Origin of the sequence: Bartonella sp. MM73XJBT (assembly GCF_028618465.1) — a bacterium.
Lineage (GTDB): Bacteria > Pseudomonadota > Alphaproteobacteria > Rhizobiales > Rhizobiaceae > Bartonella.
This window is the reverse complement of sequence record NZ_JAQISY010000006.1, coordinates 35,397-48,861: the sequence shown is the minus strand read 5'-3', so window position 1 is coordinate 48,861 and position 13,465 is coordinate 35,397. Positions and strand designations below refer to the sequence as shown.

9 protein-coding genes are annotated in these 13,465 nt (G+C 37.7%); 6 read left to right on the top strand and 3 right to left on the bottom strand.

Features of this window, described 5'->3' with window-relative positions; all coding sequences use genetic code 11:
- Positions 1-4 precede the first annotated feature (4 nt).
- On the bottom strand, positions 5-889 hold the full coding sequence (dapA, locus tag PVV69_RS03420; protein ID WP_273756454.1) for a 4-hydroxy-tetrahydrodipicolinate synthase: 885 nt from the start codon (positions 887-889) through the stop codon (positions 5-7).
- Positions 890-1,138: 249 nt separating this feature from the next.
- Here dapA and PVV69_RS03415 point away from each other — a divergent pair, with 249 nt between their 5' ends.
- Positions 1,139-3,244: a lytic transglycosylase domain-containing protein gene (locus tag PVV69_RS03415; protein WP_273756453.1), complete on the top strand. Its 2,106-nt coding sequence runs from the start codon at positions 1,139-1,141 to the stop codon at positions 3,242-3,244.
- 119 nt (positions 3,245-3,363) lie between these two features.
- Here PVV69_RS03415 and PVV69_RS03410 read toward each other — a convergent pair whose 3' ends face one another.
- On the bottom strand, positions 3,364-4,161 hold the full coding sequence (locus tag PVV69_RS03410) for an energy transducer TonB (RefSeq protein ID WP_273756452.1): 798 nt from the start codon (positions 4,159-4,161) through the stop codon (positions 3,364-3,366).
- 245 nt (positions 4,162-4,406) lie between these two features.
- Between PVV69_RS03410 and PVV69_RS03405 the strand changes: the two genes are divergently transcribed.
- The 5 genes from PVV69_RS03405 (at position 4,407) to PVV69_RS03385 (ending at position 10,704) form a co-directional block, all read left to right on the top strand.
- Positions 4,407-6,587, top strand: a complete 2,181-nt coding sequence (locus PVV69_RS03405) for a TonB-dependent hemoglobin/transferrin/lactoferrin family receptor (RefSeq protein WP_273756451.1) — start codon at positions 4,407-4,409, stop codon at positions 6,585-6,587.
- Positions 6,588-6,856: 269 nt separating this feature from the next.
- Complete coding sequence (locus tag PVV69_RS03400) at positions 6,857-7,900, top strand: hemin-degrading factor (RefSeq protein ID WP_273756450.1); 1,044 nt, start codon at positions 6,857-6,859, stop codon at positions 7,898-7,900.
- 16 nt (positions 7,901-7,916) lie between these two features.
- Positions 7,917-8,810, top strand: a complete 894-nt coding sequence (locus PVV69_RS03395) for a hemin ABC transporter substrate-binding protein (protein WP_273756449.1) — start codon at positions 7,917-7,919, stop codon at positions 8,808-8,810.
- A 5-nt stretch (positions 8,811-8,815) separates the two neighbouring features.
- Positions 8,816-9,913 (top strand): iron ABC transporter permease, encoded by a 1,098-nt coding sequence (locus tag PVV69_RS03390; protein ID WP_273756448.1) that lies wholly within the window; start codon positions 8,816-8,818, stop codon positions 9,911-9,913.
- Positions 9,910-10,704 (top strand): heme ABC transporter ATP-binding protein, encoded by a 795-nt coding sequence (locus PVV69_RS03385; RefSeq protein WP_273756447.1) that lies wholly within the window; start codon positions 9,910-9,912, stop codon positions 10,702-10,704. The genes PVV69_RS03390 and PVV69_RS03385 overlap by 4 nt, the downstream gene beginning before the upstream one ends.
- Before the next feature lie 1,204 nt (positions 10,705-11,908).
- Here PVV69_RS03385 and PVV69_RS03380 read toward each other — a convergent pair.
- The gene (locus PVV69_RS03380; RefSeq protein WP_273756446.1) at positions 11,909-12,889 is read right to left on the bottom strand and encodes a phage tail protein; all 981 of its coding nucleotides are present in this window, start codon (positions 12,887-12,889) and stop codon (positions 11,909-11,911) included.
- Between the last annotated feature and the right edge of the window lie 576 nt (positions 12,890-13,465).

The window sequence follows — 13,465 nt, the reverse complement described above, 5'->3', positions numbered from 1 at the left end:
CACTTTATTCTTTAAGCAAACCTGCATGTTGTAAAGCTGCATCAATAATCTTCTTGGTGGTATCGGCAAGTGGAACAATCGGTGAACGAACTATGCTACCACAAATCCCTAATTTTGCAGCAGCATATTTAATACCGGCAGGACTTGGTTCAATAAATACTGCACGATTGAGAGGCATGAGCCGATCATTTAATTCGCGTGCTGTCTCATAATCACCACGCAAACAAGCCGCATGAAGCTCTGCACACAGCTTTGGAGCAACATTGGAAGAAACCGAAATACACCCCACCCCCCCATGTGCATTAAAACCTAATGCTGTACAATCATCACCAGAAAGCTGTATAAAGTCTTTACCACATTTTTCTCGTTGTTCACTCACACGTTCAATTTTGCTCGTCGCATCTTTGACACCAATGATATTTTTAAAATCTTGGCACAGATCTCTCATCGTTTCCACGCTCATATCGATAACAGAACGACCAGGAATATTATAAATTATAATAGGTATAGAAATAGCCTTCGCAATGGAAGAAAAATGCGTGTACAAACCAACCTGATTAGGCCGGTTATAATAAGGAGTGACAACCAAAACAGCATCTGCACCCGCTTTCTCAGCATGTTGCGCAAGCTCTACAGCTTCACTGGTACTGTTTGATCCTGCCCCTGCTACAACAGGAACACGCTTAGCAACCTGTTCAACACATAATTCTATAACCCTTTTGTGTTCTTCATGACTTAAAGTCGGCGATTCACCGGTTGTTCCAACAGGACTTACACCATTAATACCTTGTACAATCTGCCACTCAACAAAATTGCAAAATGCTTTCTCATCAATAGTGCCGTTATCATCAAACGGTGTGATAAGCGCAGTTACGGCTCCCTTGAGCATGATAAACTCCCTCTAATGTTCTCTTGTTATTTTTTGAATAGCCTTTTTAAATTATCCCATGATAGAACATAATCTGGCTCTGTTATTGAAGCAAGATGAATTTCACAATAGCGCTCACTCGGTTTAATATGTATCTTCTTCAATTCTGATACCTCTATAAAAGATCAGCCTATGTTAACTCGTTTTTCACGCTTCTCTTCTAAAAATCTTGAGCGTTTCTCAAAAACAAGGTTTCAAGGTTTTTTCTTTATGCGTACCCTTTTTGCCCTCTTTTTTTTACAGACCTTTACTGTACTTATACTGGCAACCACCGTTTCATTTTCAAGTGTATGGGCACAAACACCCCTTTTGCATAGAAAAGTACCAATCCCTTTGGGGCGCCCCACCCCCTTTGTTTCCAAAAAAGAAAATGCAAAACCTCTTAGACAATTACACACGGCACCCCATAATTTTCCTGCACCTAATAATAATTCTAATCTTCAACAACTTAAAGCTGGTTTAGATGCACTTTTAAACAATAATATTGCAAAAACCATAAATCTGCGTAATTCACTGGTAAAGAATAGCCTTGATCGTCATATTTTGACATGGGCGATCGCTATATCAGGTCAAGCCAATATACCAAGCTCTGAAATATTCAATGCAATAAAAGAGCTAAAAGGGTGGCCTAGTATAGATATTATGCAACGTAATGCTGAACGTGCTTTTATTAATGAAAATAATTTCACCCACGCCATCCTTCAAAAATTTGCTCATCATCCCCCCTTAACAGCACAAGGCATGGCTCGGTTTTCTAAAGCGCTTATTGCAACTGGACAAAGCACTCGTGCGCGACAAATTATTGCCCCATGGTGGCATAACACAAAACTCAATGCAAAAGAAGAAGAGCTGATTCTTAAAAATGCCAGTGTTGTGCTAAAACCTATCGATCATTTAAAACGTATGCAATTTATGCTTTATGCTCATCGCTTTGATTCAGCAGAGCGTGTTGCAAAATTAGCTCGTGCTCAATCTCTTTTTAATGCTTTTGTAGCCGTTGAAAAAAATGATCCTAAAGCCACGCAAAAATTACGCGCTGTGGAGAGAGCATGGCAAAAAGACCCTCTTTTACAATTTGCTCAAATTCGCCATCTTAGACGAACTGGACAATATGATATAGCTGCAACACTTATGATGAGAATATCAAAGAATGCATTAAACCTGATGAACTCTCAAGCATTATGGAAAGAGCAACGCGCCCTTTCTCGAGAAATGCTTGATTTAAACAAACCTCAAATCGCTTATCAACTCGTTACTATGCATCATGGTATGACATCTTTATTGACAGTGGATGCTGAATTTCATGCAGGGTGGTATGCACTAAGGTTTCTTCACAATCCTAAATTGGCAATGCACCATTTTTCACGTATTCCTCAATTATCTTCTGCACCTCTTTCAGTATCCCGTGGCTACTATTGGATGGGACGAGCAGCAGAAACCCTAGGTGAACATAAAAATGCCCAGAGTTATTTTCATCGTGCTGCACATTTTGGGGCAACTTATTATGGTCAATTAGCAGCCTCATGGCTTAATCAAAAAAAGCTTGACATTTCTTTTCCCAAGCCAACAGCTACTGAACGACAACGTTTTAGTGCACGAGAAGCTATTAAAGCAATTCAACGTCTTGAAGAAGCAGGCTATGCTCATTTAGCTAAATTCTTTTATAGAGAACTTGGTAAAAAAATAGAAAGTCCTGGAGAGTTAGCTCTTCTGGCTGTGATGGCTGAAAAAAATGGTGACTATTATACCAGCCTCAAAATCGGGAAAACGGCTGTTTATCAAGGGAAAAATGTTGGTGCACTTTCCCATCCTATAGGTGCTATACCAACCTCTGCTAAGGTTTCTGGTGCAGAACAAGCGCTTGTTTATGCCATTGCACGTCAAGAAAGTGAATTTAATCCAACTGCCATATCAAAAGCAGGCGCACAAGGTATACTTCAATTGCTGCCGACCACAGCAAAAACACTTGCAAAGAAGTATTCAATTATATGGTCACCCAAAAAATTGAGCAGTGATGCCAGTTATAACGCTATATTAGGGGGCTATTTTCTCAATGAACAATTGGAACGTTTTAATGGCTCCTATATACTCACTCTTATCGGTTATAATGCAGGCTCCCGTCGTGTTGATGAATGGATAAAACGTTATGGTGATCCTCGGAGGCAATCCCTTGATAAAGTTATCGACTGGATTGAACGCATTCCCTATACAGAAACACGTAATTACGTCATGCGTGTCATGGAAAATTATGGGGTTTACAAAGCCAGGCTGACGGGAAAAACAGACATAAAGGCCTATCTTCTTTCCGGCCGATGAAATGAAATAACTCCAATTTGCCCCCAAAATGCTTACTCTCGTTTTTCATCATATATGTTACAATATTGTAGCAATTATAACATAAGGTATGAAGAGAATTAACCCGCGTTCTTTGAAAATCAGTTAAATATCAATGACACTCTTATAATTTTGTTCACTTTTGATGGAGGGGGAGGAGGAAAAGAGCCTACACGCTGAAGTGCTTTCATCGCTAATCGATCAAGTTCTGGATCACCTGCAGAAGCGACAACACGACTCGAAAAAACACTTCCCTGTTCATGCACTCTAAATTCTAATGTCACTGTCCCTTTTGTACGACTGATACGCTGTCCTACAACGTAACTTTTTTGCTTTTCTAATTGTGCCTGTACCTTTGTCAACCACTCTCTTAACAATGCATCTGCACGCGCTGTTGTATCACCGCCCTGAGCAGCGATAGACGCGCGGATAGCCTTCACAGCGGGCTGTTTTACCACCGCCTTTTGTGGTATTGCTTTTTTATCACGCGCTTTATGCTCACCTTTTTGAGGTAAAGGCTCCTCCAAAGATTTGAGAACCGTAAAATCATCCTTTTCTAGAGTATGCTGAAGCTCTTCCGGTCGAACCTCATCTACTTCTTCTAATGTTTCTGACTCCTGTAATATTTCTGACTCCTGCTCTGACAAATCAGACGACAACTCTTCTGGCTCTGTGCTAACATTCGCTAGATCTTTATCAATATCTAGCGAATCCGTTTCAATATCGGAATAAAGAGGCTCTTGAACAAACGTCAGCATAATCGGGAGTGAGAGCATACCCTTCCCCACACCAGTATCGCAAAAGTAAAACTGTGCTCCCAATGCCATATGCAAAGAAAAGGCGCAAATAAACCCACCAATCCAAAGAGTTAATAACCGCCTTGTATTTGTAAAAATCATTGTTTCTTCCGCTGATAGTTTAAACTTAATATCGGTATTACCTTCATTAAAACAGGCTCTTTTGAAATTGCAACTTTTTTTTCTTGACTGATTTTGTCATGTTTAATATGGTTTCACCGTGGTTTTGTGCTGAAGTCAAATCACTCTTGCTTGACAGGCTAATTTGTTATCGGTAAGTCAAGCGTTTTTGTATGTGAAGTTTCAAACCAGAGAGGGGTCGTTTTAAGAAAAGGTTATGATGTGTTATGCGAATAAGACGAAAAAATATCCATAAGAGCTGCATAATTTTAAGTGCATTGTCGGTCTGTATCCCTTCATTTGTTTTTGCACAAAACAGTAATAAAAATGATCTGATTGAGCTTAAACCAATTGTTATTAAAGGGAAAAAAGACTCTTCGGATTCAGTAAGTATTCTGACCAGTCGTAACACCGCTAAGGATATTAATGGAAAACAAATAAGTGATGTTCATGATATTAGTCGTCTTGATCCGTCTATCACTTACAATACAGATAAGAATAGTTTTGTGCTTCGTGGTTTAGATGCACAGCGTGTGCTTACCACAATGGATGGTATTGTTGTTCCATGGCTTGATGATATATTGCGTAAAAATCGTGGAAGTAGTGGAAATACAACGTTTGATTTTAGTGCCCTTTCCGCATTTGATATTATTCAAGGATCAGATTCTAGTCTTTATGGATCTGGTGCTCTGGGAGGGGTCGTTGCTTTGCGTACTCTTAATCCTGAAGATCTCATTACTGGAGAAAAGAGTTGGGGTAGTCTTATAAAGGGCGGTTATGATTCTGTTAATAATAGTTGGCGTGTGAATCAAGCTTTTGCTGTACGTAATTATCAAACATTTTTGCTTTTCCAAGGTTCTTATACAAAAGGTCATGAACGCAAAAATATGGGGACCGTCGGGGGATATGATGAGCGCACACGTAAAAATCCCACTGATTTTGACCAAAATAATTTCCTTTTTAAAGTTCATCAATACTTTAATGACAATCATAGACTTGGTTTTACAGCCGAACGCTTTCATTATAATAGAAACACCCATTTATTAAATATAGGCAAAAGGTATGTTCCAGGTTCTGCTTATGAACAAGACAATAAACATCGTGAACGTCTTTCTTTGTCTTATAATTACAATGGCAATGGGGATACGTTTTTTGATGCATTTCATGGGAAACTTTATTGGCTAAAACAATCAAATAATGATATTACAACTGGCGTTCGTGTTAGAGCTCCAAAAGGAGACTATTTAAGGGATAATCTTGTCAATAATACTAATTATGGTTTAAATGTTGATGCCCACAAACAAGTGAATATTGGTACTGTAAGCCACACATTAAAGCTTGCCACAAATGCTTTGTCATCAAAGTGGCATCATTATTTGCTAGGCAAAGATAATTGTCATTTGAAAGAAAATGAACGCGGATGTCTCTTTGTTCCTGCTAACCGATCAGATTCACCAGATACGCATAGCTATAATTTTGGTTTAGCTTTTGAAAATGAAATTGGTTTTGCAGATAATCATTTCCGTGTAACACCTGGAGTTCGTTACGATTGGTATAAGTATATCCCTCAAAAAACTTCTTCTTATGAGAAAGCTCTCATTTCAGATCCTTTTCCTCCTGAAAGAAATGGGGCACATTTTTCTCCTAAGTTACGCATAGAATGGGACGTTCGTAATCAAGTAACATTGTATGCTCAATGGGCACAAGCTTTCCGTGCGCCACGTGTTTCAGAACTTTACGTCTCTTATATCAAACCTTCTGCTTATTATGTAAAAGGAAATCCTGATCTTAAAGCGGAAACAAGCAATGGATATGATGTCGGACTACGGTATGGAGATGCGAATTTTGGTGGTTCACTCAGTGCTTTTGTTAATCAATATAAGGACTTTATAGATGCTATCGATATAGGTCCATCAGAAGAATTTATGTTTGCACGTCGACATTATATGAATCGTTCACGTGTACGTATTTTGGGTGCTGAAGCAAAGGTACATTTGGCTCTTTATAGTGGTTTCCATAGCAACTTCTCTCTTTCTTATTCGCAAGGAAAAGATCTTGATAAAAATGAGTACCTTAACTCAATTTCGCCTTTGAAAGCGGTTATCAATTTAGGATATGGGCAAGAAACTTGGGGAACGGATGCTGTACTTACTGTAGTAGCCAAGCGTGACAAAGTTTCTGGAAAATCTGACTATCAGAAAGTTCCTGGCTATGAAGTTGTTGATGTATCAAGTTGGTGGAAACCTTTTGGTGAAAAGGGGCCAATTATAAGAGCGGGTGTTTATAATCTTTTCAATAAAAAATATTGGAATATATCAGATCTTCCCTCGGGTGATAGTTCGACACCAAAAGACTATTATAGCCAGCCTGGTCGTAATTTTAAAGTGTCGTTTATGCAAAAGTTTTAGTCGCTTCTGTTGACCATGAGATCAATGGGAAATTGTATCAGTAAAGGGATGAATTATTGTGTTTCTATTCTCATTGTTCTTTAAATTACAAAGACTTGGAAGGAGCGCTTTCACTCCTCTCGGTTTATTAATTTGGGGTTGTTCTGCTGTTGATAATAAGGGCTTATTTGCAATGGAGTGAAACATTCGTTGAGAATGGGGCAATCCATTGCCTTAGAATTGTGAAATTTAAAAAGTTAACTCTGTACAAGTAATATTAAGGAAAGTCTATGTCATATACAGCTGAAATGATTATTCGTTTGCGTGAAGAAAAAAAAGAAATGCGAAACCGCGATTTTGCGGTTTCTATTGGCATATCTGAAGCAGAACTTGTTGCTGCTTATTGTACAATTGGAAAAGCAAAAAGACTCAAAGCTGATGTTGCAACTTTCTTAGAAAACGCTCCTCAGCTTGGAACGATTATGGCTTTGACACGTAATGAACATGCTGTTCACGAAATTACAGGATGTTTTGAAAAAGTTGTTCAACATGAACACGTCCCTATCACACTTGGTGAAATCGATTTGCGTATTTTTTCAAAACAATGGAAATTCGGTTTCGAGTATGAAGTGATTGTTCTTGGAAAACCTACAAAGAGTTTGCAATTTTTTGATCAATATGGTGTCGCTATTTTAAAACTCTATGCTAAAGACACAACGAATATGGAAGAATGGGGTAGACTTATTGAACAGTTGCTTCATGAGGACCAATCATCTGTTCTTGATGTCCTTCCTGCTTCTACTCCAATCCAATATAACACAACAGAGTTGGATGTTGAGAAGTTCCAAGATCGTTGGAGGAATATGACCGATGTGCACCAACTTCATAAGATTATTTCTGAGTTTAAAATTAATCGACATGATGCTGTAAAATATGCAGGTCGTGAGTTTGCTTATGAATTAAAGGTGGAAGCTGTTGAGATGATGCTCGAAAAAGTTGCAGAGCAGGAAATACCTATTATGTGCTTTGTTGGTAACAGGGGATGTATTCAGATTTTCACTGGGCAAGTGAAAAACATTAAGCAGGTGGGACCGTGGCTTAATATTCTCGATCATAAATTTGACCTGCATTTACTTGTTTCCGGTATTGAAAACGTATGGTGTGTTCGCAAACCTACCAGTGATGGTTCTGTCAGTTCACTTGAAGTTTTCGATAAAAATGGTGAAATGATTGTTCAATTCTTTGGTATGCGCAAGGAGGGACAGAAAGAACGTGAGGATTGGCGCTCATTATTGAATAGTTTGCCCTCATGTCAAGAAGCAATAATCGCGTAGGAAGGTAAAATCAAAGATGGCTATACTTTTCTTACGGAGCTTCTTCAGTATTTTGATACTGCTTTCTTTTTTTGTTTTTTCTCAAACAGTAATCGCTGAGCCTACAACACACTTTTCTGAAAATGCAAAAATCGTTTCTATCGGTGGTTCTCTTACAGAAATCGTTTACGCGTTAGGAGCTCAAAATCAACTTGTAGCTCGTGATAGTACAAGCGTTTATCCGCAAGAAGCACTCAAACTTCCTGTCCTTGGATATATGCGTGCCTTATCACCTGAAGGGGTTCTCTCGCTTGCTCCAGAAGGCATATTGCTCATTGAAGGAAGTGGTCCTGCTTCAACAATTGATATTCTTAAAAAAACTTCTATCCCTATAGTGATTGTACCAGAAAACTACTCTCGTGAAAGTGTTATAGAAAAGATTCGCATCGTTGGAAAAGCCATTCATCGTGAAGGACAAGCAGCTGCATTAATTGAAAAAATAAGCCGTGATTTTGTAGATAATGATGCACTTTTAGCAAAAGTAACAAAACCAAAGCGTGTCCTTTTTGTTCTATCTGTACAAAATGACCGCGTTATGGCATCTGGAACAGATACAGCAGCCGATGGTATGATAAAGCTTTCAGGTGGTATCAATGCCATCTCCGATTATAAAGGATACAAACTGCTCAATAGTGAAGCGTTATTGAAAGCAAACCCTGATGTTATCTTACTTGTAAAGCATGGTGGAAAATCCACTAACATTGAAAAGATTTTAGCTATACCAGCAGTTCAAGCAACGACTGCTGCGAAAAATCATGCCATCGCACAGATGGATGTTATGTATCTTTTAGGATTTGGTCCGCGTACTGCAGATGCATCAAGAGAACTTATTAATATATTTTATGGTGCAAAACAAAATGGTAAGAGCTGATAGAAATGTTAGATGATATATCCATAATGTATGCACCTGAGACAAAACAGAGTAAAAAAATCAACTGTACAAATTTGAAAACGATTGTCTTACTAGGTCTCATTATATTCCTTCTCTTAAGTATTTTGGGTGGACTTTTGAATGGTGCTTCAAAGGTTTCTCTCTTTGATTTCTTTCATATTATGCTTACACAAGATTTTTCAGTAAGTAGTAAAACGCGTGATTATCTCATATTTGTTGATATTAGGCTTCCCCGTGTTATCTTAGGGTTATTGATTGGAGCATCTCTAGCTGTTTCTGGTGTTCTCATGCAGGGACTTTTCCGCAACCCTCTCGCAGATCCTGGAATTATAGGTGTATCAGCAGGTGCTGGTCTTGGTGCTGTTTTGGCAATTGTTATCGGTATCGCCTTCCCAGTTTCATTAGCATCTTTTTTAGAGCCTTATAAAGTTATCATAGGTGCCTTTTGTGGCGGGCTTCTCTCAACAATTGTTCTTTATACAATAGCAACACATCACAGTTGTACTTCTATTGCGACCATGCTTCTTGCCGGTATCGCTCTTGGTGCTTTAAGCAGTGCTGTTGTTGGAACATTGCTCTTTATCGCAAATGACCAACAATTACGTGATATTACTTTTTGGAATCTTGGTTCTCTTGCGGGTGCAACATGGCTAAAAGTTTGGCTTATTCTCCCTTTTATCTGTGTTGGTCTGCTTTTTTCTCCCCTTTTATCACGCGCACTTAATGCTCTTGCACTTGGAGAAGCCGTTGCTGGTCATATTGGTTTCCATATCCAGCGCGTTAAAAACATTGCCATTTTCCTTGTTGCTCTCATGTGTGGTAGCGCTGTTGCTGTCAGTGGTGGTATTGGTTTTATTGGTATTGTTGTTCCACATATTTTACGTCAACTTATTGGTCCAGATCACCGCTACCTCATCCCCTGCTCTGCTCTTTTGGGAGCAGCATTGCTTATTTTTGCTGATACCTTTGCGCGTTTAATTGTTGCTCCAGCAGAATTGCCAATTGGAATCGTTACAGCACTTGTTGGCGCTCCTTTCTTCTTGTGGATCCTTATACGCAAACGAGGAGCAAATTTTTCATGATTGAAGCAACACATATTTGCGTTCAACGCGGAAAAAAACAAATACTCAACCACATCAATTTTCAAGCAAAAAATGGTGCTCTCACTGTTATTATCGGTCCCAATGGCTCTGGCAAAAGTACTTTCATTAAAGCATTGAGTGGAGAGATTCCCTACAGTGGAAAAATGACTTTAAATGGTCATGATGTTAGCCAAACAAAAACGTCTGAAATGGCAAAGATGCGTGCCGTGTTACCACAATCAACAGTGCTTGCCTTTCCATTCTTAGTCCATGAAGTGGTTGCGCTTGGTCTCTCTGTAAACCAATGTACTATTTCCAAAGTTGAATTGCAAAATCTTACCCAAAAAGCTTTAGACCGTGTTGGTCTTGCTGACTATAGCACCCGATATTATCACCAACTATCGGGAGGAGAACAGGCTAGAGTGCAATTGGCTCGTGTCCTTTGCCAAATATGGGAACCGGTTTATCGTGGAATTCCTCGTTGGATGATCTTAGATGAACCTATTGCAAGCCTCGATATTCAACATCAAATTGTCGTTATGGATATTGCCAAGAATTTTTCCCGTTGTGGTGGTGGCGTTCTTGCTGTTCTCCACGATCTCAATCTTGCCGCACATTATGCAGATAAAATGATATTGCTAAAGCAAGGAGAAATTCATTGCGAGGGAAGTGTCTCTACTGTTTTGACAACACAAAACCTCCGTGAGGTTTATCACTGTGCTTTAAATGTTTCTGAATTACCTAAAGCAGATGTACCATTCATACTCCCTCAAACTGCATCCTGCCTATGACAAAATGTTCAATTTTTTTAATTAAAAAATTAAGCCATATGACAATATGACAAGTTGAAATATACAGATACGTTAAGAAGTCATTTTGTTTTAAATTAGCAACTACTTTTCATTAATACTTTGATTTATAAAATGATTGCTTTTTGTATTGAATGAGAGCATCAAATATCAGCATGTTTCTTTGTTTTTATCCTTGTTCATAATTAAAAGACACCACTTCACACATCATACAAGAAAAGAATGTGTGCGTAAAAAACTTTTGAGAAAGTACTTAATATTACCCTCTTATGAACCGTCTTAATGTAAAATAAGACGCATCTGGAAATTGAAAAAAGAAAATAATCTATCACATAAGAATAATTGCCGATTCATGATGAACTGCGCATTTGAAAAAACTCCATATATTTGACAATATAAAAATTAAAAACTTAACTGAAAACGCTGCACAAACTTATGATGGTGTGCGGATAAATTAATCAAGCTCATATATGGTAATGCTATCCTTTATAATGATATCTCTGTCATGGTAAGAATAAGTATATGGAATCTCACATCATTAACGCATCTTTATCATCTGATAATATTCCTTTATCATGATCTGAATCTTGAATTTTAAAATAAAACATATTGCTAATTAAATTCTTGAACGCAGAGAGCTCTTCTTTCTAAAATATTTCATTCAAATCTGTATCTTTTTATAAAAGCAATTTGTATTAACAAATAAAACAATTGTATTTGCTAGTTACGTGCTTTATCAAATGATACACTACTGAGGCTATTTCTGATATGTAAATAGAGATAATCGTAGTGGGTTGGTCAAGAAAAATAATAACTAAAGTTATTATAATAATAGCTAAATTGGTAATAATGTTTTAGTTTATGAAAATACCATAATGAAAAATGCGCTTTTATACGGATCATTCCCTTTGCCATAAATTCGAAGGGCTTTTATAAACTTTTTCGTACGCTCGTATTAACAAAAAAATGTAATTTTAAGTGTTTTTTCTTGTAATAGGTTCCACATCTCACCACGTAACCTCTAAAATGACCAACCTAAAAATCGTTAAATATCGTTTTTAGCATTCTCAAATATTTCAATGAATGACATATGAATCATTTATGGCTTGCATAGCAAATGACGCCGATTTGCTCCGCATCATTTGCTATCATCAATAGCGGATAGTTTATTAATTATCCAAAAACCTCATGATTTTATAGCATAAACAACTGTTGCATTAACAGGTCGCGTTTCTGTTTCACCTGTCGAAGAAATGGTTATCTTATGGGTGTGCGCACCAGCCGACTGCGTCCTGCCTGTCATGACTTCATAGTGATAAAAGGGATTCCTTCTACCAATGTCATTGGCACTCCATCCAACTCCATTATATTGAAAGTTATGCGTATGCCCACCTGCTTCCTCAATGGTGCAAATATGCGTATGTGATTTTATGCTATCTTGTTGCTCATCTGCAAACTGTCGATTTGTATCTAGACCACGACCATCATCAAAACCACGTAAAAACAACCCTCTAAAGTCTGGAACTTTAAAGGTTGTATTGCTGTCTTTTCCCCATTTATCGCCTATTGCCTTAAACAATTGCGGATAATCTTTACGCTCATATGTTGCACCATCGCATAAAAGCCAACCCTTTGATACCTCTTGCATAGCAAATGTCGCAATAAATCCTGAGGGAAAAGTTTCTACCTTTGGTGGCGGAAGAGGTGTAGGGTTTAGGAGATACCAGCCATCATGATCTTTTATTGAAATGTTGCCATTATATACCATTTCATAAATACCATTTGTTTGTAGTTCTCCACCTTCTAATGGTATAATACCTGTATCGCTAGCTTTATAGATGTGCTTTTCTCCTATATTATTAACGATTATTTTCGTCATGCCAATGTTTACACCACGGGCTTTAAAACGTATGATGATATCATTCTTGTATTTCTCTATAGGTGAAACTGTCTTTAACGTGATTAATGTTGTTTTGTCTTCTGCATTAATCATAAAATTTGAATCAATAGAGCCACCATTATCCGCAAGATATTCACGTATACGCTGCATCATCGCCCGTGCACTATCATTGACAGAACTAGGTGGTTGACCTTCCGCCCAATTAATAATGCTATCTGAATGCGCATTTTCATCAGCCTTTAGCGACCAATCATAAATATTAGACATTATATCCCCCCATTATTTTAATAACCTTTCTCGTCTTTTGCATCAGAATGCAGCTCTCCTGTTACCATTCGTTGATACATCACATATTGCTGCTCTATCCGTGTTTATTCATTTATTTGTCTTTCTGCCCTCCAATTCAATAAATCAAATCCACCACAGTTTTTTATAACACTAACACCAATACATTCACTTGCAACGTGATGACATCTTAGGCATCACCACTGTTGTTGCACTGTGGTTATACAGCTTCATTTGTCAGTCTTGCGTGTTTGTAAAATGTGTAAATATTGTTCACAAAATCCCTTATTGTGGATTTCATACGATCATCTTTAAAATGTCATGGTTTGTTAAATTTATATAAAATACTGACGTATTTGAAAATACATTCAATTTTTATTGTTTTTAGTAGCTTTATGTTTTTTCATAAAAAAATATTTTATACTATCTCTCGTTATGTTTCCTCGCTATGCTTTGAATAAACAACCTCTGTTTTTTATCTGTAGTTGTAAAACTTTCAAAGTTTGTTTTTCTTCATTCTCATCGCAACTGTATTGTTATCTATATCAAGAAAACTTA

Coding starts and splice junctions, on each gene's coding strand:
- PVV69_RS03380 (WP_273756446.1), bottom strand. CDS start 12,889: ATGTCTAATATTTATGATTGGTCGCTAAAGGCTGATGAAAATGCGCAT.
- PVV69_RS03385 (WP_273756447.1), top strand. CDS start 9,910: ATGATTGAAGCAACACATATTTGCGTTCAACGCGGAAAAAAACAAATA.
- PVV69_RS03415 (WP_273756453.1), top strand. CDS start 1,139: ATGCGTACCCTTTTTGCCCTCTTTTTTTTACAGACCTTTACTGTACTT.
- PVV69_RS03405 (WP_273756451.1), top strand. CDS start 4,407: ATGCGAATAAGACGAAAAAATATCCATAAGAGCTGCATAATTTTAAGT.
- PVV69_RS03400 (WP_273756450.1), top strand. CDS start 6,857: ATGTCATATACAGCTGAAATGATTATTCGTTTGCGTGAAGAAAAAAAA.
- PVV69_RS03395 (WP_273756449.1), top strand. CDS start 7,917: ATGGCTATACTTTTCTTACGGAGCTTCTTCAGTATTTTGATACTGCTT.
- PVV69_RS03410 (WP_273756452.1), bottom strand. CDS start 4,161: ATGATTTTTACAAATACAAGGCGGTTATTAACTCTTTGGATTGGTGGG.
- PVV69_RS03390 (WP_273756448.1), top strand. CDS start 8,816: ATGTTAGATGATATATCCATAATGTATGCACCTGAGACAAAACAGAGT.
- dapA (WP_273756454.1), bottom strand. CDS start 889: ATGCTCAAGGGAGCCGTAACTGCGCTTATCACACCGTTTGATGATAAC.